Origin of the sequence: Flagellimonas aquimarina, assembly GCF_003149745.1 — a bacterium.
Classification (GTDB): domain Bacteria; phylum Bacteroidota; class Bacteroidia; order Flavobacteriales; family Flavobacteriaceae; genus Flagellimonas; species Flagellimonas aquimarina.
This window is the reverse complement of sequence record NZ_QGEG01000002.1, coordinates 728,508-749,875: the sequence shown is the minus strand read 5'-3', so window position 1 is coordinate 749,875 and position 21,368 is coordinate 728,508. Positions and strand designations below refer to the sequence as shown.

Below are 21,368 nucleotides of genomic sequence, written 5' to 3'. Positions count from 1 at the left end.
AGCATCTAATTCCCCTTAGGTGTTTAATCTAAAGCTTTAAAGCTAACCAACAAAAACTAAGGAAAAAACTTTTATGAGTGTTACTGCAAATTCCGTATGGAACAACTGTTTGGCTTTTATCAAGGATAATATCCAACCGCAGGCATTCAAAACCTGGTTTGAACCTATCAAGCCTATCAAGTTAACAGACAAAGCGCTGAGCGTACAAGTTCCCAGTAAATTCTTTTATGAATGGTTAGAGGAACATTATGTTAAACTTTTAAAAGTAGCCCTTACCAAAGAGTTGGGAAGCAACGCAAAACTTATTTACATCATTAAAATGGAAAATAAGTACGGTAATAAGGAACCGTTCACAGAACAGATTCCAAGTTCTAATCGTACCGCCGTTGGTCCTCAAGAACTTGATGTCCCAATTACATCAAAAAGTCCAGAACTAAAGAATCCATTTGTGATTCCTGGTATTCGAAATATTAAAATAGAGTCCCAGTTAAACCCAAATTATAATTTCGAGAATTTTCTAGAGGGTGATTCCAATAGGCTTGCAAGGTCTGCAGGTATGGCAGTTGCCAATAAACCAGGTGGCACATCTTTTAATCCATTATTGGTTTTTGGAGGTGTTGGTTTAGGCAAAACACACTTGGCACATGCCATTGGAGTTGAAATAAAAGACAAGTATCCAGAAAAAACGGTACTCTATATTTCTGCAGAAAAGTTTACTCAACAGTATATTGAATCTGTAAAAAAGAACACCAGGAACGATTTTATCCATTTTTATCAACTTATAGATGTTCTCATAATCGACGATGTGCAATTCTTGTCCGGTAAATCTGGAACTCAAGATGTTTTCTTCCATATATTCAATCACTTGCATCAAAACGGAAAACAGGTTATCCTTACATCAGATAAGGCACCTGTAGATATGCAGGATATTGAACAACGACTATTGTCACGTTTTAAATGGGGACTTTCCGCAGAACTTCAAAGTCCTGACTTTGAAACTAGGATATCCATATTAAAGAACAAATTGTACCGTGATGGGGTAGAAATGCCAGAAGAAATCATTGATCATGTTGCAAAGAATATAAAAACAAATATAAGGGAGCTGGAAGGGGCGGTCATTTCCTTAATTGCCCAATCCTCTTTTAATAAACGTGAGATTACTTTGGAGCTAGCACAACAGGTGGTAGAGAAGTTTGTGAAAAACACAAAAAGAGAAGTCTCCATTGATTATATTCAAAAAGTGGTTTCGGACTATTTTGAAATGGATGTTGCCACATTGCAATCAAAAACCAGAAAACGCCACATTGTTCAGGCCAGACAATTGGCTATGTTTTTTGCAAAAAAATTCACAAAGGCTTCACTTGCCAGTATTGGTTCTCAGATAGGAAAACGAGATCACGCCACTGTTCTACATGCTTGTAAAACAGTAGATAACCTAGCCGAAACCGATAAACAGTTCAGGAAATACATTGAGGACCTAAGCAAAAAATTCTCTTAATCTTTTTAGCTTCATGAAAACCAAAGTTTTAATGGTCTGCTTAGGAAACATCTGCAGATCACCTTTGGCAGAAGGCATATTAAAATCAAAAGTGGACTCTAATTCCATATTTGTGGACTCCTCTGGAACGGCAGGATACCATGTTGGACACCAGCCAGATAAAAGGTCTATCGCTGTAGCACAAAAGCATGGAATTGATATTAGTTCTCAAAAGTGTAGGCAGTTTTCCAAAAACGATTTCATAGAATTTGATTGGATTTATGCAATGGATAAGAATAATTTTACAAACATTCTAAATCTGGCAAGTAGTGAAAAGGATGAAAAAAAAGTTAGATTGTTGCTTGATGAAGTAGATTTAGGGTTCAATGAAGTACCAGACCCCTATTATGGGGGAGCTGATGGTTTTGAAGAGGTATACCATATGATCAACAGAGCTTGCGAAGCAATTGCGAAAAAATTAAATTAACTAAATGGAAGAGGTAAAACCAGGTCTTGTTTTGGGTAAAGTTTACTTGATTCCTACCACATTAGGAGACAATGCACCTTTAGAAGTGCTTCCTATTTCAATTAAAAGGACAATTGAAAACACAGACCACTATATTGTGGAAAATGAAAAGACAGCCCGTCATTTCATTAAAAAAATCAGTCCCAGTAAAGCTCAGCCGAGTTTACATATTGAAACCTTGAACAAATTTACCGACCCGGCAATAATACCAACTTATTTAGACCCTTGTATTCATGGGTTTAATGTAGGGGTCTTGTCTGAAGCGGGATGCCCAGGTATTGCAGACCCTGGCGCAGATGTAATTAAGGCTGCCCATGAGAAAAGGATACAAGTTGTTCCTCTGGTAGGGCCTTCTTCTATTCTTATGGCAATGATGTCCAGTGGCATGAATGGACAGAACTTTGCTTTTAATGGTTATTTACCCATAGATACTTCGGAGCGCAAGGCCATGATTAAAAACCTAGAACGGCTTTCAAGAGAAAAAGAGCAGTCACAAATATTCATGGAAACCCCATATAGAAATGACAAACTTTTGTTAGAACTGAAAAGAGTTCTTCATAAAAGCACCAAACTTTGTATTGCCAGTGATATTACCCTACCAACAGAATTCATACAAACCAAAACTGTACACGAATGGGGCGAAATTACGGTTGACCTAAACAAACGGCCCACTATATTTATCATTCAGGCATAAAAAAACCAGAATCAAGTTCTGGTTTTTAATTGTATCTATAAAGAATATTTACACTTTCGCGTTTCTCTTTTGTTCAATTCGGGAAATATCGTATCCCGCAAACCTCTTAATGTAATAAGAGATACTGGTACCATATGCATCTGCTACATCATTCTTTCCATAAGAACGTAAATATTTTTTTACATTTCCTGCTCCTGCCAAATGTGCCGCTGCCAAAATCCCAGACTCTGTAATTTGAACCCCTCTAATGCGCTTTCCATTAAAACGCTTGATGTCTCTTCTTAAAATCCATTTGTTACGTGCTATATTGGTTTCAAATGTTTTCTCTTGAAGTGCCGGGTCATTTAGAAATTCCATAGAGTCATAGACTCCCATCAAGTTTAAGGTGCCCAATCCAAATTGGTATTTTCCAAGGTATCCAAAAGTGTTAACAACGCCATACCTTCCCTGTGATTCTTTAAAGGCCAAGGCCTCTTTAAAACCATTGTAAGCATTTCCTAAAAAGGGAGGGGTAATCAAAGTTCCATCCAAAGTATCAAATGATTCTTGAAGAACGAAAGGTTCAAAACTCGTTTTTACTTTCAACGAATCTGGAACTTTGTAGTCCAGCTTTTTAGTTACAGTGTATGTGCCAAAGCTTGTCAAAATTACAATCATGGCAAGATGCAAAATAAAACCTATCCATCTTTTCATAACTCACATATTTAAGATTTCAATGCTCTAAAGCAGTGAAATTAAATTTGATCGGCAAATATAGGGGGAGACTTTATCTTAACACTTATAAAGCTCTTAAGTTTTTCTTAAATGACGCCTAAATTACGTTAAAGCGCTGAAAATAAACGACAAGGAGTATTATCTACGGATTTTTTGGGCATTGAGCCATCGGATATATTGTGCCTTATTTCGGTTATGTTGTGCCAATGATTTGGCAAACATATGATAGCCAAAGTTTGAAACATCCGCTACAAAATACAGGTAATCATGTTTTTCAAAATTTAAAACGGCTTCCACCGAGGAAATATCCGGCATGGTAATAGGGCCGGGAGGAATTCCACTGTACTTATAGGTATTATAAGGGGAATCCATTTCCAAATCTCGATACAATACTCTTTTAATAATAGTGTCGTAATTGCCGGTTTCTTTCTTAATGGCAAAGATCACAGTGGGGTCTGCCTGCAATAATATCCCTTTTTTTATTCTATTTAGGTAAACACCCGCCACCCTAGGCCGTTCTTCAGCTTTTACGGTCTCTTTTTGGACAATAGCCGCCAAGGAAGTGACTTGAGAAGGTGAAAGATTAAGGTTCTTAGCTTTTTCTAATCGACCATCGTTCCAGAACCGCTGGTATTCCTTCAACATTCTATCCCTAAAGTTTTGTGCGCTGGTGTTCCAAAAGAACTCATAGGTATTTGGAATATACATTCCCAATTTTGAGTCATCATCAAATTTGGAATCGCTAAGAAATTCGGCGTCATTAAAAGCCTGTAAAAGTGAAAGGCTGTCCGCTTCAATCTGTTCAGATATCCTGCCTGCCAATGCAGTTAAAGATTCTTGATTATTGAATGATACCTTAACGGGAATATTATTGCTGCGAAGGGAATTTATGATCTCATTGTTATTCATCCCTTTTCGGATGGAGAATTTGCCACCTTTGACATTATTAACATATCCCTTACGTTCTGCAACAGATTCAAATGTTCCCAAATCCTTGAGCAGAGGGGCTAGATTCGTTTTTACCTCTGAAAAAGTAGCATCTGAGCGTACATAGACAAATGCTTCGTCATTATTAAATTGAGTGTTTGGACTAAAAATGGCGCTGTAAATCTGATAGGCCATAAAGCCACAAATCAAAAGACCAAGAAGGGCAGCTGCCCAAAGTACTTTTTTAAGATACATTGGAATTTATTTTTTGAAAAATTATCTCATTTTTAAAACCGCTATTGGTTCTGATCCATTCTTTTTTTACTCCTATTTTACTAAAGCCCAGTTTTTCAAATAGATGTATACTTGCATCGTTTCCCTCAAGTATATTAGCGTACAACTGATGAAGGTCCAGTGTTGTAAAAGCGTAATTGCAAAGAAGGGATATAGCTTCTGCACCCAAACCTTTATTTCTATTTTCAGTATTGGCAATTACAACACCAATGCCCGCCCTTCTGTTCTTTGGATCAAAATCAAACAAATCAATTAAACCAATGCAGTGATCATCCTTGTTGCATATGCATAGCCGTAACTGCTTTACGTCATATATATCTCTATGAGAATTTTCCAAATAGAGCTGCAATACTTTTTTTGAATAAGGTTTTATGGTACCACTGATTTCCCATATGGCGGTATCATTTTCCAGCTGGTAAAGAAAATCCAAGTCTTTTGGTTCTAAAGCCCTTAGATAAATTTGCTCTCCTTTTAAGCTTAACATTCAATCTCTCCTTTATAAACCTGCTTGGCTGGTCCCTTTAAAAAAATATCGGTGTACCCTCCATTTTGCTGCAAAAATTCGACGGTCAAAACACCACCTTGGGTATTGATGCTCACCCTGTTGGATGCTGTTTTTCCTTGTTTATGCATTGCCAGGGCAACAGCCGTAACTCCTGTTCCACAAGACAATGTCTCATCTTCCACCCCTCGCTCATAAGTTCTTACATCAAAAGAGTCCTTGTCCGATTGTCTTACAAAGTTAATGTTACTGCCAGATTCTCCATAAAGGCCATAGCGTAATTTCTCACCCTCAGATTTTACATTTAAATCTTTCAAGTTTTCAACCAGTTGAACATGATGTGGAGAACCTGTATCCAAAAAAACATACATAAGTTTTTCTCTTATTTCACTGACATTTAGCATCTTAAGATTTACTATATCATCCTCTATTGTAGCATAATGCAATCCATCAATTGCATTAAATGTGGTCTCCTTATCAATGACACCCAAATAATTTGCAAACGCCACTAAACATCTACCACCGTTACCGCACATGCTACTTTCCCCACCATCTGCATTAAAATACACCATTCTAAAATCAGATTCTGCATCATCCTCAAGCAGAATAAGGCCATCTGCACCTACACCGAATTTCCGGTCACATAGTTTGGCAATCAATTTGGTATCGTTTTTGGGGAAAAGTTCCAGTCTGTTGTCAATGACCACAAAATCATTTCCCGTTCCTTGATATTTAAAAAATTGTAGTACCATAATTGCTTGCAAAGGAACAAATATAGAGTATTCTTTAAGGAATTTTTTGTAGTTAAAAACGAGTTAAACTGATTATGTTAAAAACGAATTCGCCTAATTTTGTTAAAGCTTAATGTTAAATTATTATTGAATTATGAAAAGAATAGCCAGTTTGTTCATTGTATCACTGTTTGCTGGTGCAATTACTTTAGGAGCTTATAAATTGTTTTTTGAAAAAGATACGTATAAATGGGTCGCTACAAATCAAGAAACTCCGTTCTTGAGCACGAGCAGCATATCTACTTCTGCAAGAGGAGCAGGAATCAATGAGGTTGATTTCACCATTGCCGCAGAAAAAACGGTAAATGCCGTAGTACATGTAAAAAACTTAACAATCAATAAAGGTTCTAACAGCCTTTCCGATTTCTTTTATGGATTTGAACGCAAGCAAACTCCTCAAATTGGTACAGGTTCTGGGGTTATCATCTCTCCTGATGGCTTTATTGTCACTAACAATCATGTAATTGCGCAGGCCAGTCAATTGGAGATTACATTGAACAACAAAAGAACTTATGAAGCTGAAGTCATTGGTGCAGATGCTGATTCGGACATAGCTCTTTTAAAGATAAATGTAGATAGGCCACTCCCCTATCTGGCTTTTGGTGATTCTGACAACTCTAAAATTGGTGAATGGGTACTTGCTGTAGGAAATCCGTTTAGTCTTACCTCAACAGTAACAGCTGGAATTGTTAGTGCAAAGGCCCGATCTCTTGGGAGAAATCAGTCCTTTATACAAACAGATGCAGCAGTTAACCCTGGAAACAGCGGTGGCGCTCTTGTGAACACCAATGGGGACCTGATTGGAATCAATACCGCTATCACATCCCAGACCGGGTCTTACGTGGGCTACTCTTTTGCGGTACCCAGTAACATTGCAAAAAAAGTCGTCGAAGACATAATGGAATTTGGAAATGTTCAGCGAGGTTTAATGGGTATCTCAGCGGCTAACATAAACTCCAGAGAAGCAATGGAACTTGGATTGGATGAAATAGAAGGAGTATATATATCTCAAGTTAGCGAAGACTCTGGAGCCGAAGAAGCGGGACTAGAAACTGGAGATGTTATTAAACAAGTAGACAATATTTTGGTAAGAAAATTTTCTGAACTTACAGGATATCTTTCTTCAAAAAGACCGGGTGATGTTGTAGAGGTGGTTGTTGATCGGGATGGCAAACGAGTTTCTAAAAGAGTAACACTTAAAAAACAGCAAACCATAGTTTTGCCCACTACTGGATTCATGGTCAAAAATTTGACGAAGGAAGACAAAAAGACCTTTGGAGTAAAGCAAGGAGTTAAAATTATAGATGTGCCAGAAGGCTACAGCAGGTATAATTTAAAGAACAAGGTAATCACCGAGGTAGATGATAAAGAGATAAAAGACATTAATGATGCTAAAGCTCTTTTTGGTGAAATTGCCAAGTACGGTAGAACAAGCTTCACCATGATTAATGAAAAAGGAGAAAAAGAACGCCTTATCCTTCAATAAAAAGTATCGACAAAACATCAAAAAAAGCACCCTGAAAAAGGTGCTTTTTTTATTTGAAAAATCCTTTACGAAAACGTTTGAAATATCTAATTTTGCCGAGAATTTAAAAACAACAATTCAACCATAATCCATGAGTGATATTAAGTCTTACGAAAAAGAACTTGCTTTCCAAGCTGATAGAAGAAAAGCAACCACAGAGTTCATTAAAATTATTAGTGATCTTTGGTACGACAAGGCCATTGAAGTAGTCCTTTTCAAAAATCAAATCATAGACAAAAATGTAAGTGATATTATCAATTTACATGAATATGCAGGCGAATTTGTCCAAAAACCAATATCGATCTTTGATTCTGTTGAGATTCTACGTGCCATCAATGATATTAATTTACCGCCTGCCAAACTAGATATTGGAAAGCTTACTTATGAATATCACTCAGATGATAACACTCACCTTAATGTAAAAGCTTTTGTAATAGAAAAGCTCAAAGATGCTCAGTCAACAAAAGAAATAAAACCAAAGGATGTGGTTCTTTATGGTTTTGGAAGAATTGGAAGGTTGGTTGCACGAGAGCTTATGGCCAAAACGGGCAGAGGCAGTCAATTAAGGCTTAGAGCTGTTGTCGTGAGAGGTGAAGCAACTGAAGAAATATTGGAAAAAAGGGCCGCATTGCTAAAGACAGATTCTGTACACGGTCAATTCATGGGTACTGTTGATGTGGATACCGAGAACCAAGCTCTTATAATAAACGGTACAACTGTTAAGTTTATCAATGCGGCCAAGCCTGAAGATATAGACTATACAAAACACGGTATTTATAATGCATTAATAATTGATAACACTGGTGCCTTTAGGGATAAAAAAGCATTATCCAGACATTTAGAAGCCAAAGGAGCCAACAGAGTTTTATTAACCGCTCCCGGAAAAGAGGTTCCAAATATAGTACATGGAGTAAACCATACCGAATTTGATCCAGATAAGACCAAAATCTTTTCTGCCGCATCATGCACTACCAATGCAATTACCCCTATTTTAAAAGTAATAGAAGATTCTCTAGGAATAAAAAAGGGTCATTTAGAGACCATTCACGCATATACCAATGACCAAAATTTAGTGGATAATATGCACAGCAAATATAGAAGAGGACGTGCTGCGGCATTAAACATGGTTATTACCGAAACTGGTGCTGGAGCCGCTGTTGCAAAGGCCTTGCCGTCGTTAAAAGGGAAATTGACCTCGAACGCTATCCGTGTTCCTGTTCCAAATGGCTCTCTGGCAATATTAAATCTGGAGGTAAAGAACAAAACGTCTAAGGAAAGTATAAACACCATTTTAAAGAAGTACGCGCTTGAAGGTGATATGGTTGAGCAAATACAATATTCCTTAAGCAATGAGCTCGTATCATCTGATATTGTTGGGGCCTCGGCACCATCAATTTATGATAGTAAGGCAACTTTAGTTTCTGCCGATGGGAAAAGTATAGTGCTTTATATCTGGTATGATAATGAATATGGATATTCCCATCAGGTTATTAGACTTGCAAAATACATTGCCAAAGTAAGACGCTATACCTATTATTAGAACCAAATTATTGGATAGATATAACCCATCAAAAGGTTTTTCTTTTGATTTTTAGTTTATTGGTGTAATTTCGCCCTACCCTTAATCTAAATTAATAAGAATATTGACCATGAAACGATTACAAGTTTTTTTAACCCTTGCATTGCTAACAACTTCTATTTCGCTTTTTGCACAACAACAGAATTCCACATCAAATAACGATGAGACCCTTGTAGGTCAATTTCGAGAACTGGAAAGGAAGTCTGGTAATTACAGGGCAAATGGCATTAGATATGAAGTAATACGCTTGGTCGACCTTAATAAGATTAAGACGAACATATTTGATTCTATCAACAATGCCAATGCCTCTATAAAAGAGTTGTCAGCAACAATAGCAAGAAACAAATCAGAGATAGATGGTCTAAATGCCAAACTTCAGGAAACCACCAATAATTTAAAGAACGTTACTGACGAAAAAGATAGCATGTCCTTTTTTGGTGCAATGGTAGGCAAAGGAACCTATAAACTTATCTTATGGTCCATCATCCTTGGGCTATTGTTGTTTTTACTTTTCTTCATCTATAGGTTTAGAAATAGCAACTTTTTAACACATCAAGCTAAGACCGCTCTGGCCGATGTGGAAAGGGAATATGAAGATCATAGAAGAAGGGCTTTGGAACGCGAACAAAAAATTAGCCGTCAGCTTCAAGATGAACTGAACAAGAATAAAAAATAAATAATTGTTAAAGCTTCCGTTTTTGGAAGCTTTTTTTTTAAATTCCCTAAAGAATAGGAACTTACTTTCAATCAACAAGTTCCATTTACTGCCCAAAATCTCACTTTTGCATTTACCAGCTATTGCTAAATGGTAAATAATCAATCAAAAAACATGGACAAAAGAAAACTAACTTTTATCCCATTGTTTCTTATTGCCCTGTTTGTGAAGGCTCAAGAAATAAATGGAAGAATAATCGATGGTAACGGAGATGGGCTAGCCTTTGCCAACGTGCTATTACAAACCGCAACAGACTCCACTTTGGTTAAGGGAGCCATTACCAATGATTCAGGAGCTTTTGAGTTTGAAGGAGTAACTTCAGGCAACTACATTGTGACCGCGAGCATGGTCGGTTTTTCCACTAAATCCACTGAGGTTTTCACGTTTCAAGAAAATACCGCTTTTACAATTTCAACCTTAACCCTAAATGAGGGCGTGGAGTTGGACGAGGTTGTGGTGCAGACCACAAAACCAATTTTTGTTCAGAAAATTGATCGTATGGTGATCAATGTTGAAAACAGTATTGTATCTGCGGGCAGTTCCGCTTTAGAAGTTTTGGAGCGCTCACCAGGAGTTATTGTGGACAGGCAAAACAGTGCCATATCTCTTGCGGGGAAAAATGGTGTTGTTGTAATGATTGATGGAAAAATAAGTTATATGCCCCAAGAAAGCATTGTCCAATTGCTTGAAGGCATGAGTTCTGACAATATTGAAAGTATTGAGCTAATAACCACACCACCAGCAAATTTTGATGCAGAGGGCAATGCAGGGTTCATAAATATTGTACTTAAAAAACGGACAGATTTAGGGCTAAACGGCACCTACTCCATCTCTGGAGGAGTAGGTAATGGTGAAACCACTTCGGATAACATCAGCTTTAACTACAGAAAAAACAAGATAAATCTTTTTGGAAACTATTCTTTTCTGATAGATACACAAGGCCAACAGTTTGACTTTTCAAGAATCTTTACAAATGAACAAGGTGATATTGTCAATTTGGCAACCGTTTCCGATCGTAATCCAAGACAGCGCAATCATAATATTAGGTTAGGCTTGGATTATCAAGCTTCTGATAAAACAGTCTTAGGGGTTCTTGTTGGAGCCTATGATAACAAATGGACCATGGATGCAGTCAATGATAGTAGAGAAACGGAGAATGGTATCCCCTTTTCCTTTGTACAACTTATAAATACAGAACGAAACCAATGGCAACATTTTAACTCCAATATCAATCTAAAACATAATTTCACCGATAATGAATTTATAAGTGTAGACCTGGATTACCTGCATTACTATGACGAAAACCCAACAGATTACACCAATAGTTTTTTTGACGGAGACAACAACTTTCTTCGTGAAGAACTTACTCTTAGTGACAAAACAACACCAATAAACATAGCCGTTGGTAAGGCTGACTATAGCAATCAGTTAAATGAAGATTTGAAATTGGAGACCGGTGTCAAAGCAGTGATTTCAGATTTTGAAAACGATGTTTCTGTCGCCACTTTTGACGGACAAAGTTTTATTGAAGACCCAACGCTGACCAACAAGAGCATCCTTAATGAGCAAATACTGGCCGCCTATACTTCTATAGATTACAAGCTAACGGAAAAAACCAGCATGAAGCTTGGTCTTAGATATGAGCATACCGACTCTGAGCTTGACACAGAAACTGAAGGTCGCGTTGTGGACAGAAATTTTGGAAATCTTTTCCCAAGTGTGTTCATTTCACATATGGTGAACGATACCTTAAGTTTCAACCTTTCTTACTCAAAACGTATTACCCGTCCAACATTCAATAATCTTGCACCATTTGTAATTTTCATAGATCCCACAACGTTCTTATCAGGTAATTCTGCTTTACAGCCAGCTACATCCAATTCAGTAAAGTTTGATGCCACTTATAAATCCCTTCTCCTTTCCTTTCAATATTCGGTGGAAGACGAATCCATATCTGGTTTTCAGGAACGTTTTGACGAAGCTACGGGAAGGTTGTTTTTTGAAGCGGCCAATAATGACCAAACCAAGTTGTTCACCGTGACCTTGGGATTGCCCATCACCATAACCAACTGGTGGAAAATGCAGAATAACTTTATATATGTGAATACGCAAGTAAGTGCATTGCTTCAAGATGTTCCTTTCAGTTTTGAACAAAATACCTTTAGGGCCAACACTTCTAATTCATTTACCATTACCAAAACCTTCAGTTCAGAAATCAATATGAATTATTTTGGGGCCAGTCTATTTGGGATAAGGAAATTTGATCCCGTATTTGGAATGAACATAGGGTTTCAAAAAAAACTTGGTGACAAATGGGGAACACTTAGGTTTGCAGTAAATGATGTATGGGATTCTTTTGAATTTACCGGCAGAACACAAATACCCGAGCAAAATTTAAACACCAAAAACACCTTTGACTTTAGCAATAGAACTTTTCTACTAACCTATTCCAGAAGTTTTGGAAATGATAAACTTAGATCTGCAAGGCAAAGGGGAACAGGTTCTGAAGACGAACGTAGACGAGTGAATTAATTACATTTGCCTTATGGAGATTAGAAATGTCACTCTATCCGATATAGAGCTTGTTACACCTTTATTTAATTCATACAGAATGTTTTATGGGCAACCAACGGATATTGACGCTTCTCGTACATTCCTAAAAAAACGCTTTTTAAATAATGAAACCGTTATATTTTTGGCGCTAGAGAAAGACATGGCCGTTGGTTTTACCCAACTTTATAAAACATTCTCATCTGTATCCCTTCAACCTTTCTATATATTGAATGACTTATTCGTCTCTCAAGAATCTCGAAAAAAAGGAATAGGTGAAGCATTGTTGAACCATGCCAAATCTTTTTGTCAAAAACAAGGTTACAAAGGACTGGCGTTGGAGACGGCCACTGACAACCCCGCTAAAAATTTATACGAACGATTGGGCTGGCAAAAGGATGATGATTATTTTCATTTCTTCTGGAAGAATACCAACATAAATTAACCGCTATCTTTGACAACTTTCTTTACAAGCCATGCGGATAGACATTATTACAGTTTTACCAGAATTACTAAAAAGTCCTTTTGAAGCTTCAATTTTAAAGCGAGCCATTGAAAAAGGCTTGGTAGAAGTTCACTTTCATAATCTTAGGGATTACTCCATAGGCAACTATAAACAAGTAGATGACTACCAGTTTGGGGGCGGAGCAGGAATGGTATTAATGATAGAGCCAATAGACAAATGTATTTCTCAACTCAAAAAAGAAAGGGAATATGATGAAGTAATCTACATGACGCCAGATGGCAGCACATTAAATCAAGCTATTTCCAATGAGGTGTCCCTTAAAAACAATCTGATCATTCTATGTGGTCATTATAAGGGTGTGGACCAAAGGGTACGTGATCTATTCGTTACGAGAGAAATCTCTATTGGCGATTATGTGCTTTCCGGTGGCGAATTGGCGGCTGCAGTGTTGTGCGATTCCATTATTAGGTTGCTCCCTGGAGTATTAAATGATGAGACTTCTGCGCTAACAGATACTTTTCAGGATAATCTATTGGCACCTCCCGTTTACACCAGACCTTCGGAATATAAGGGATCAAAAGTTCCCGAGATATTATTGAGCGGTGATTTTCCAAAGATTGAAAAGTGGCGTGAAGAGCAGGCAATAAAACGAACAACACAAAGAAGACCAGATTTATTAGAATAGTTATGGAAAATAATGAATATATACATTTTATAATAGGTGGCTTATTACATGGGATTTCCCATTTAGCAGTAATAACCGCATGCATCATTATGCTGATTAAGCAAAAAAACAGTGCCACCATTTTAATGTTGACCGCAAGTATTTTAACCCTGCTCTTTTCTGTGGGTAGTATTATTTGGAATAGAATTGCAGCATATAATGGCGCAGAGTCCCTAGTACAAGCCACAAAGATTATCAGCATTTTAGGAGCTATACCTTATATTCTATTTGCTTTGGGGCTTCTTTTATTTGCAGTAAGGCATCTCAGAAAATCCACTGCTGTTTAATTCACATTTCAAAAAGTAAAAAACACCTTGTTATTTATAAATATTGCATTACTTTTGCAATCTCAAAATCAACCTCTGACGAAACTCGTGAAAGTTGGTCTTGTTAAACGTTTAAAAAACAGAATAAAATGGAATCCTTAATAAAATTTGTTGAAGACGAATTTGTTCCAAGAAAAGAATTTCCAAAATTTTCATCAGGTGATACCATCACTGTTTATTATGAAATTAAGGAAGGCGAAAAAACACGTACACAGTTTTTCAAGGGAGTTGTAATACAACGAAGAGGAACTGGTGCTACAGAGACTTTCACGATCAGAAAAATGTCAGGTACTGTTGGTGTAGAAAGGATTTTTCCAATCAACATGCCAGCTCTACAAAGAGTTGAAGTCAATAAAAAAGGTAAGGTGCGTAGATCTAGAATCTTCTATTTTAGAGGACTTACCGGTAAAAAAGCACGTATCAAAGAGGTTAGAGGGTAATCTCAAATCTCAAAACAATAAAAAAAAGCGCCTGAACAGGCGCTTTTTTTATGAACAATTGTTAATAACTGTAGTTCATACATTGTTGATTTTTAATCCATTACAAAATTTGGATATCTACAACTTTATTATACTTTAGTACAAGAAATAAGAAGGAGATTATATCAAAATCAAGTTTCTATTTTAAAGTTGACGTTCTTTAAAACTGATGTTTCCCTTTTAATTGGTAACACTACTGATCACAAAAGGAATTTCGAATTCTGGAAAACTTAGGTGGACCTTAAAGAGAAATAATGAATTTTATGTGCGGACAGGAGAGCAATTTCCTGTTTTGATAAGATTTAGGAAACTATTGGACCACTTTACACAAATGTTGTTTAGTTGAAAAATTAGAAACATAGTGTTGAGTAAACGTCAAAAGAGCAACGGATGCAATCAATGGTTGCAATTTTGTGGCAACACAAAGTAAAATCTTTTAGTTCTTTTCAGAAAGCCATATCGATGTTCACACATAGATATGGCTTTTGTTATATATATTCTTTCCAAAATCACACTTTTAGCATAATCGCTTAGTATCGCAACAGCCATAAATTGTATATTTGCTCCGCTCAAATAAAAACACCTAGATGGCTAAGATTTTCTATACAAAAACTGATGAAGCGCCTGCCTTGGCTACATTATCCTTTTTACCAATTGTAAAAGCATTTACAGAAACCGCCAACATTACCATTGAAACTAAAGACATCTCTCTTGCTGGTAGAATTGCCGCTGTATTTCCAGAGTTTTTAAGTAAGGAGCAGCACATATCGGATGATTTGGCCCAATTAGGTGATTTAGCAAAGACCCCAGAGGCCAATATTATCAAGTTGCCCAATATAAGTGCTTCCATACCACAACTAAAAGAAGCCATTGAAGAATTACAACTAAAAGGATACAAACTGCCAGACTATCCAGATGAACCCAAAACCGAGGAAGAAAAAGTCATTAAATCTAGGTACGACAAAATAAAGGGAAGTGCAGTAAACCCAGTTCTTCGTGAAGGAAATTCAGACAGACGAGCTCCTAAAGCAATAAAAAATTACGCTAAAAAAAACCCACACAGTATGGGTGAGTGGTCTTCACAGTCCAAAACCCATGTGGCTACCATGTCCGAAGGGGATTTTAAAAACAACGAAAAATCGTTGACAATGAAATCTGCCGGTGATGTCCGTATTGAATTGGTAGATTCTGTTGGAACTGTAAAGGTTCTTAAAGAAAGTGTGCCCCTTCAAAAAGATGAAGTAATTGATGCCACCGTTATGAGCAAAAATGCACTGGTAAACTTTCTTAAAAAAGAAGTTGCTGATGCAAAAAAAGATAATCTTTTACTTTCGCTGCACTTTAAAGCGACCATGATGAAGGTTTCCGACCCAATTATTTTTGGGCACGCGCTTAAAACTTATTTTTCAGATTTGTTTAAAGAGTACAAAGGTACTTTTGAAGAATTGGGCATCAATCCCAATAATGGATTGGAAACTCTTTTTGACAAACTTGAGGAATTACCGTCTGATAAACGCAAAGAAATTGAAAACGCCATAAGCGAGGCCATATCAAACGGACCAGATTTGGCCATGGTGAATTCTGATAAGGGAATCACCAACCTTCATGTTCCCAGTGATATCATTATTGATGCATCAATGCCAGCAATGATCAGGAATTCTGGTAAAATGTGGGATAAAGATGGAAAACTTCAAGACACCAAAGCCGTCATCCCAGATAGCAGCTATGCAGGCATTTATCAAGCTACCATAGATTTTTGCAAAGAACACGGGGCTTTTGATCCCACAACAATGGGCACAGTGCCCAATGTAGGTCTTATGGCCCAAAAAGCGGAAGAATATGGCTCACATGACAAAACTTTTGAAATCCAAAAAGCAGGAACGGTTAGAGTGGTCAATTCATCCAATAATGAAACTTTGATTCAACATAGGGTGGAAGAAGGTGACATTTGGAGAATGTGCCAGGTAAAAGATGCTCCAATTCAAGATTGGGTCAAACTTGCCGTATCTAGGGCAAGAGCTACAAATACACCTGCTATATTTTGGTTGGATGCGGACAGGGCTCATGATTCCGAATTAATCACTAAAGTCAATGAGTATCTTGCTCACCATGATACCAAAGGACTGGATATACAGATCTTATCTCCAATAGAGGCAACAAAATTTACTCTACAACGCATAAAAGAAGGGAAAGACACCATTTCAGTGTCCGGAAATGTATTGCGAGATTATCTTACCGATTTGTTTCCAATACTTGAAGTAGGTACAAGCGCCAAGATGCTATCAATAGTTCCATTAATGAATGGAGGTGGATTGTTTGAAACTGGAGCAGGTGGTTCTGCACCAAAACATGTAGAACAATTTTTGGAAGAGGGACATTTAAGATGGGATTCTCTAGGCGAGTTTTTGGCACTTGGAGTGTCTTTGGAGCATTACGGTGAAAAAAATGAAAGCAAAAAGGCCATGGTTCTTGCGGAGGCTTTGGACAAAGCAACCGAAAAATTCTTGGACAATGACAAATCACCTTCAAGAAAAGTAAATGAGTTGGATACACGTGGCAGTCATTTTTATTTGACCTTGTACTGGGCAGAACAACTTGCAGCTCAGAACGAAAATGAAGAATTAAAATCCACCTTCTCCAATGTCTTTGAAGCATTAAAATCAAATGAAGGTCAAATTGCTCAAGAATTGATAGATGCACAAGGTTCTCCTGTTGACATTGGTGGCTATTATTTGCCAGATGCCAATCTATCCTCCAAAGCAATGAGGCCGAGCGAAACATTCAACAAAATCCTGAATACCATAGCGTAATTGCAAGTTTTAGGATTAAGAAACTGTTAAACGGTATTATTTGAATCAATGATTGTCTATTTTAGACTTTTGTACTTCAATTAATATAGTTTGAAACATTGCACATACCTTGTTCTAGTCCTTTTTCTATTTATAAGTTGTGAGGAGGTTGTAGACGTAGATTTACCTACTTCAGAACCAAAACTGGTCATAGACGCCTTAATAGGTTTTAGCGAAAACAATGGCGACCCATTAACTGTTGGCCAAGTAAAACTAACCCTTACAGCACCATTTTTTCAGGAAGAACTACCCGCAGCAGAAAATGCCACCGTAGAGTTCATAGACGAAGAAACAGGGCAATCATTTTCCTTATTGGAAAGCGACCCCGGTATATTTAGGACAGGTTTCCCAGATTTAGAATTTAACAAGGATTATACCCTTGTGGTAAATTACAATGGAGAAACATATACAGCTACTCAACAATTAAACGGATCTCCTGTAATTGATAATGTTGAACAAGGTGATGGCTTTCTTTTTGACGAAGAAGAAGAAACGGAGGTGATAATTAAGTTTACAGATATACCAGGAGAACGAAATTATTACTTGTTCTCCTTTGGTTTTGACAATTTCTTGGTTGTTGATGATGAATTTTTTGAAGATAGTGATATAACGTTTTCCTATTTCTATGAAGACGTTGAACCAGGAGATTTATTGGCCATAACCCTTTTTGGTATTGACAAGAACTTTGCAACATATGCAAACCTGGCATTGTCGCAATCAGGAGAAAATGGAGGTGGACCTTTTGCAGTCCCTCCAGCCACAGTTAGAGGAAACCTAATCAATACAACTAATACCAATAATTTTCCGTTTGGGTATTTTGCCATTAGTGAATTTGATACCAAACTGCTGACAGTTGAATGAAATAAGGGTATTAGATATTCTTTTTTTTGGGTCAGCCTTAATATTTAACTTTAAGAAAATCAAATAAATGTCAAAAAGACACTTTGTACTTCTACTTCTTCTATTCATAAATCACACTTTTTTACAGGCCCAACAAAAATATACCCTGAGCGGCACCATTTCTGAAGCAACAAGTAATGAGACCCTAATAGGTGTGACCATTGCTTTTCCCAGTTTAAAGACTGGTGTCACCACAAATGAATATGGGTTCTATTCCATAACCCTTCCAAAAGGAGAGTACAATGTTATTATTAGTTATTTAGGTTTCCAAGATATCCGGGAAACCGTGCGCTTAAATACCAATCTCAAAAAGGATTTCAACCTTACCGAAGAAACAGAGCAATTAGAGGAGGTTATTGTCACAGATGAAGCTGAGAGGTTAGACATCAAAAAACCTCAAATGAGTGTAAACACCTTGGCCGTTAAGACCATAAAACAGATTCCCGTTGTACTGGGTGAAGCCGATGTAATTAAATCGTTGCTTTTACTTCCGGGAGTAAGCAATGCGGGCGAAGCATCATCTGGCTTTAATGTAAGGGGTGGAGCTGTGGACCAAAACCTTATTTTGTTAGATGAAGCCACTATTTTTAACTCATCCCATTTATTTGGCTTCTTCTCTGTTTTTAATCCAGATGCCATAAAAGATGTTAAGTTGTTCAAAGGTGGGATCCCATCTAGATATGGAGGAAGAGTTTCATCTGTTCTAGAAATATTTCAGAAAGAAGGAAATAGTAAAGAAGTAAAAGTAAATGGCGGAATTGGTGCTGTTGCCAGCAGGTTGTTGGTAGAAGGCCCTATTATTAAGGACAAAACATCTTTTTTAGTGGGTGGAAGAGCCTCTTACGCACATCTCTTCTTACCATTATTTGATGTAAACAACAAAGCCTATTTCTATGATCTAAACACTAAGTTCAATCATAAGATAAATGACAGAAACAATATTTTCTTATCAGGGTATTTTGGTCGGGACTTGTTCAGCATTAATGACAGTTTTGTAAATACATATGGTAACGCTGTTGGTAACTTTAGATGGAATCATTTATTTTCAGATAAACTCTTTTCAAATTTGTCAGTTATTTATTCGGATTATTTCTACGGATTGGAACTTGATTTTGTTGGTTTTGAATGGGATTCTGGCATTCAAAATTTTAATCTCAAATATGACCTCAAACATTATTTAAACGACAGGTTTCAACTAAACTATGGAATAAACAATATTTACTACGTTTTCAATCCCGGCAAAATAAAACCCAATCGCGAGGATTCTGGTATTGTTGCTGACCAACTTACAAAGAAATACGCCAATGAAACAGCCGCTTATGTTGATATTGAACACAAAGTAACGGAAAGACTTAGTCTTAATTACGGTTTAAGAGTAAGTCACTTTAATCGATTGGGCCAGGACGAATTTTTCGTCTATGAAAATGATGACCCTGTTTTCTTTGATCCATTTCTCTTAGTTTATAGAGAAGGAACGCCAATTGACACCATTAACCCAGGAAGAGGAAGCAGTTTGGAGAAGTTCACCAATTTAGAACCCAGATTATCCCTTTCTTATAATTTTAATGGGAAAAGCTCCATAAAGGCCAGCTATACCAGATTAGCTCAATACCTGCACCTGTTATCGAACACCAACTCCCCCACTCCATTGGATGTATGGACCCCCAGCGGCCCTTTTGTAGAGCCGCAATTATTGGATCAATATGCAATCGGGTATTTTCAAAATATAAAAGATGGTGAGTATTCTTTTGAGACCGAGCTGTTTTATAAAGACATCAAAAATAGAATTGATTATATAGATGGAGCGGACCTAATTGCAAACGATGCAATTGAGCAGGTAATTTTAAATGGAGAAGCAAGGGCCTATGGCCTGGAGCTGTTGCTTAGAAAAAACGAAGGTCGTTTAAAAGGTTGGTTGGCTTATACTTTATCTAAATCTGAACAACGGACCCCCGGCCGAATCCCTTCTTTTGATAATGGAAGGTCTAATATGGAGACCGGAATCAATTTTGGAGAATGGTATAACACCCCTTATGACAAGACACACGACATAGCCGTATTTGGCAGTTACGATTTTAATACAAAATGGAATTTTAATGCAAATTTTGTGTTCCAAACTGGACAACCCACTAACTACCCCATTGGACAATTTGAATTCCAGGGGCTAACCATACCGTTTTATGGCCCTAGAAATGAAGAACGACTGCCAGACTATCACAGATTGGATATTTCTGCTACATTAACACCCAAAAGAAATGGAAGAAAAAAGGTCCAATCAGAGTGGGTTTTTAGCATCTATAATGTTTATAACAGGATGAATGCGGCCTCAATAAACTTCAGAGAGAATGAAGATACTGGAAGAAATGAGGCATTGCGAACGTCCATCTTTGGAATCATTCCTGCAATAACCTACAACTTCAAATTCTAAGATCATGAAAAAACAAATCTTCATAGCACTTGGACTTTTGTTACTTTTTTCCTGCGAGGATGTTGTTTCTGTCGAGTTACCCACAGATGAACCTAGATTGGTAATAGATGGGCTACTTCGAGTTGATAAAAGTCAAGAATTTATAGATGTGGAGATAAAAGTTACAGAGACAAGCGATTTTTTTCAGGAGAATCCAGTAACTCAGGTTGAAAACGCTTCTATTGTTTATGGCAGACCAACAGGAGGAGGGCTTTTTGATAGCATCTCTTCCTCATCGCTTGTAGAACGGGAACCAAGCAGTGGAGTTTATATTCCAGATCCCAATGCTTCCTCTGAACAACGTATTAGAACAGCTGCCGCGGAACCGGGCATTGCATTTATCCTTCAGTTAGAACATAAAGAAAGACGCTATCTTGCCAGAACAGAATATTCGGCAAGTGTTCCTTTTGACAATGTAAGACAAGGCACTGAAACACTTTTTGATGAGGACGATACTGAGGTCGTTGTTACATTCACAGACAATCCTGATCAGAATGATTTCTATGTTTTTGATTTTGATTTTGGAGAATTTCAGGCATTGGATGATCAATTCTTTCAAGGGCAACAATTTCAGTTTTCATATTTCTATAGCAAAAACCTGCAAGTTGGCCAGAGCATCACCATAAGTATTTTAGGAGCCAATCTGGATTTTTTCAACTATATGGACCTTTTGGTGGAGCAAACGGAGGATAACGGCGGAGTGTTTGAAACTCCAATAACAACTGTTAGAGGAAATGTTTTTGATGTTACCGACTTGGACAACATCAATATTTTTGACAATGTAGGCCAACCAGATGTATTTGCTTTGGGTTATTTTGCTGTGGTACAGGAATTCTCTCAAACCATAACAATTGAATAAAGGG

The 21,368-nt window shown here is 37.2% G+C and carries 19 protein-coding genes; 15 read left to right on the top strand and 4 right to left on the bottom strand.

From position 1 onward, the window contains the following. Positions 1 to 73: 73 nt before the first annotated feature. The 3 genes from dnaA to DKG77_RS10185 are packed head-to-tail and all read left to right on the top strand — an operon-like array spanning position 74 to position 2,697. A complete protein-coding gene (gene dnaA, locus DKG77_RS10195; protein WP_109662688.1) occupies positions 74 to 1,498 on the top strand; it encodes a chromosomal replication initiator protein DnaA in 1,425 nt (474 codons plus the stop codon). A gap of 13 nt (positions 1,499 to 1,511) precedes the next feature. Continuing rightward, a complete protein-coding gene (locus DKG77_RS10190) occupies positions 1,512 to 1,964 on the top strand; it encodes a low molecular weight protein-tyrosine-phosphatase (RefSeq protein ID WP_109662686.1) in 453 nt (150 codons plus the stop codon). Between the two features lie 4 nt (positions 1,965 to 1,968). Continuing rightward, positions 1,969 to 2,697, top strand: coding sequence for an SAM-dependent methyltransferase (locus tag DKG77_RS10185; RefSeq protein ID WP_109662684.1), 729 nt, complete (start codon positions 1,969 to 1,971; stop codon positions 2,695 to 2,697). Between the two features lie 48 nt (positions 2,698 to 2,745). Here the strand turns inward: DKG77_RS10185 and DKG77_RS10180 are convergent, their stop codons facing one another. From DKG77_RS10180 to dapF, 4 genes are all read right to left on the bottom strand, one after another. Beyond that, positions 2,746 to 3,390, bottom strand: a complete 645-nt coding sequence (locus tag DKG77_RS10180) for a lysozyme family protein (protein WP_109662682.1) — start codon at positions 3,388 to 3,390, stop codon at positions 2,746 to 2,748. Between the two features lie 159 nt (positions 3,391 to 3,549). Continuing rightward, on the bottom strand, positions 3,550 to 4,593 hold the full coding sequence (gene mltG, locus DKG77_RS10175) for an endolytic transglycosylase MltG (protein ID WP_109662680.1): 1,044 nt from the start codon (positions 4,591 to 4,593) through the stop codon (positions 3,550 to 3,552). Further along, positions 4,583 to 5,116 carry a GNAT family N-acetyltransferase gene (locus DKG77_RS10170; protein ID WP_109662678.1) on the bottom strand — a complete coding sequence of 178 codons (534 nt, stop codon included), beginning with the start codon at positions 5,114 to 5,116 and terminating at the stop codon, positions 4,583 to 4,585. Before DKG77_RS10170 ends, mltG begins: the two co-directional genes overlap by 11 nt. Next, on the bottom strand, positions 5,110 to 5,886 hold the full coding sequence (gene dapF, locus DKG77_RS10165) for a diaminopimelate epimerase (RefSeq protein WP_109662676.1): 777 nt from the start codon (positions 5,884 to 5,886) through the stop codon (positions 5,110 to 5,112). The genes DKG77_RS10170 and dapF overlap by 7 nt, the downstream gene beginning before the upstream one ends. Before the next feature lie 133 nt (positions 5,887 to 6,019). On the opposite strand from dapF, the gene DKG77_RS10160 reads away from it, so the two are divergent. The 12 genes from DKG77_RS10160 (at position 6,020) to DKG77_RS10105 (ending at position 21,364) form a co-directional block, all read left to right on the top strand. After that, positions 6,020 to 7,411, top strand: a complete 1,392-nt coding sequence (locus DKG77_RS10160; protein WP_109662674.1) for a trypsin-like peptidase domain-containing protein — start codon at positions 6,020 to 6,022, stop codon at positions 7,409 to 7,411. 130 nt (positions 7,412 to 7,541) lie between these two features. After that, entirely contained in the window at positions 7,542 to 8,990 is a 1,449-nt protein-coding gene (locus tag DKG77_RS10155) for a glyceraldehyde-3-phosphate dehydrogenase (protein ID WP_109662672.1), read from the top strand. 109 nt (positions 8,991 to 9,099) lie between these two features. Further along, entirely contained in the window at positions 9,100 to 9,705 is a 606-nt protein-coding gene (locus DKG77_RS10150; protein WP_109662670.1) for a tRNA (guanine-N1)-methyltransferase, read from the top strand. 153 nt (positions 9,706 to 9,858) lie between these two features. Beyond that, a complete protein-coding gene (locus DKG77_RS10145) occupies positions 9,859 to 12,276 on the top strand; it encodes a TonB-dependent receptor (RefSeq protein ID WP_109663730.1) in 2,418 nt (805 codons plus the stop codon). 13 nt (positions 12,277 to 12,289) lie between these two features. Beyond that, positions 12,290 to 12,739 carry a GNAT family N-acetyltransferase gene (locus DKG77_RS10140; RefSeq protein ID WP_109662669.1) on the top strand — a complete coding sequence of 150 codons (450 nt, stop codon included), beginning with the start codon at positions 12,290 to 12,292 and terminating at the stop codon, positions 12,737 to 12,739. A 31-nt stretch (positions 12,740 to 12,770) separates the two neighbouring features. Beyond that, a complete protein-coding gene (gene trmD / locus DKG77_RS10135) occupies positions 12,771 to 13,445 on the top strand; it encodes a tRNA (guanosine(37)-N1)-methyltransferase TrmD (protein ID WP_109662667.1) in 675 nt (224 codons plus the stop codon). Positions 13,446 to 13,534: 89 nt separating this feature from the next. Beyond that, positions 13,535 to 13,771 carry a hypothetical protein gene (locus DKG77_RS10130; protein WP_165819378.1) on the top strand — a complete coding sequence of 79 codons (237 nt, stop codon included), beginning with the start codon at positions 13,535 to 13,537 and terminating at the stop codon, positions 13,769 to 13,771. 128 nt (positions 13,772 to 13,899) lie between these two features. Beyond that, positions 13,900 to 14,250, top strand: a complete 351-nt coding sequence (rplS, locus tag DKG77_RS10125; RefSeq protein ID WP_109662663.1) for a 50S ribosomal protein L19 — start codon at positions 13,900 to 13,902, stop codon at positions 14,248 to 14,250. A gap of 626 nt (positions 14,251 to 14,876) precedes the next feature. Continuing rightward, complete coding sequence (locus DKG77_RS10120) at positions 14,877 to 17,099, top strand: NADP-dependent isocitrate dehydrogenase (protein ID WP_109662661.1); 2,223 nt, start codon at positions 14,877 to 14,879, stop codon at positions 17,097 to 17,099. 90 nt (positions 17,100 to 17,189) lie between these two features. Continuing rightward, positions 17,190 to 17,999, top strand: a complete 810-nt coding sequence (locus tag DKG77_RS10115) for a DUF4249 family protein (RefSeq protein ID WP_109662660.1) — start codon at positions 17,190 to 17,192, stop codon at positions 17,997 to 17,999. A 67-nt stretch (positions 18,000 to 18,066) separates the two neighbouring features. Next, entirely contained in the window at positions 18,067 to 20,466 is a 2,400-nt protein-coding gene (locus DKG77_RS10110; RefSeq protein WP_109662658.1) for a TonB-dependent receptor, read from the top strand. 4 nt (positions 20,467 to 20,470) lie between these two features. Continuing rightward, on the top strand, positions 20,471 to 21,364 hold the full coding sequence (locus DKG77_RS10105; protein WP_109662657.1) for a DUF4249 family protein: 894 nt from the start codon (positions 20,471 to 20,473) through the stop codon (positions 21,362 to 21,364). Positions 21,365 to 21,368 lie beyond the last annotated feature (4 nt).

Excerpts from the sequence above, each read along its gene's own strand:
- dnaA (WP_109662688.1), top strand. The coding sequence starts at position 74 with ATGAGTGTTACTGCAAATTCCGTATGGAACAACTGTTTGGCTTTTATC.
- DKG77_RS10190 (WP_109662686.1), top strand. The coding sequence starts at position 1,512 with ATGAAAACCAAAGTTTTAATGGTCTGCTTAGGAAACATCTGCAGATCA.
- DKG77_RS10185 (WP_109662684.1), top strand. The coding sequence starts at position 1,969 with ATGGAAGAGGTAAAACCAGGTCTTGTTTTGGGTAAAGTTTACTTGATT.
- DKG77_RS10180 (WP_109662682.1), bottom strand. The coding sequence starts at position 3,390 with ATGAAAAGATGGATAGGTTTTATTTTGCATCTTGCCATGATTGTAATT.
- mltG (WP_109662680.1), bottom strand. The coding sequence starts at position 4,593 with ATGTATCTTAAAAAAGTACTTTGGGCAGCTGCCCTTCTTGGTCTTTTG.
- DKG77_RS10170 (WP_109662678.1), bottom strand. The coding sequence starts at position 5,116 with ATGTTAAGCTTAAAAGGAGAGCAAATTTATCTAAGGGCTTTAGAACCA.
- dapF (WP_109662676.1), bottom strand. The coding sequence starts at position 5,886 with ATGGTACTACAATTTTTTAAATATCAAGGAACGGGAAATGATTTTGTG.
- DKG77_RS10160 (WP_109662674.1), top strand. The coding sequence starts at position 6,020 with ATGAAAAGAATAGCCAGTTTGTTCATTGTATCACTGTTTGCTGGTGCA.
- DKG77_RS10155 (WP_109662672.1), top strand. The coding sequence starts at position 7,542 with ATGAGTGATATTAAGTCTTACGAAAAAGAACTTGCTTTCCAAGCTGAT.
- DKG77_RS10150 (WP_109662670.1), top strand. The coding sequence starts at position 9,100 with ATGAAACGATTACAAGTTTTTTTAACCCTTGCATTGCTAACAACTTCT.
- DKG77_RS10145 (WP_109663730.1), top strand. The coding sequence starts at position 9,859 with ATGGACAAAAGAAAACTAACTTTTATCCCATTGTTTCTTATTGCCCTG.
- DKG77_RS10140 (WP_109662669.1), top strand. The coding sequence starts at position 12,290 with ATGGAGATTAGAAATGTCACTCTATCCGATATAGAGCTTGTTACACCT.
- trmD (WP_109662667.1), top strand. The coding sequence starts at position 12,771 with ATGCGGATAGACATTATTACAGTTTTACCAGAATTACTAAAAAGTCCT.
- DKG77_RS10130 (WP_165819378.1), top strand. The coding sequence starts at position 13,535 with ATGCTGATTAAGCAAAAAAACAGTGCCACCATTTTAATGTTGACCGCA.
- rplS (WP_109662663.1), top strand. The coding sequence starts at position 13,900 with ATGGAATCCTTAATAAAATTTGTTGAAGACGAATTTGTTCCAAGAAAA.
- DKG77_RS10120 (WP_109662661.1), top strand. The coding sequence starts at position 14,877 with ATGGCTAAGATTTTCTATACAAAAACTGATGAAGCGCCTGCCTTGGCT.
- DKG77_RS10110 (WP_109662658.1), top strand. The coding sequence starts at position 18,067 with ATGTCAAAAAGACACTTTGTACTTCTACTTCTTCTATTCATAAATCAC.
- DKG77_RS10105 (WP_109662657.1), top strand. The coding sequence starts at position 20,471 with ATGAAAAAACAAATCTTCATAGCACTTGGACTTTTGTTACTTTTTTCC.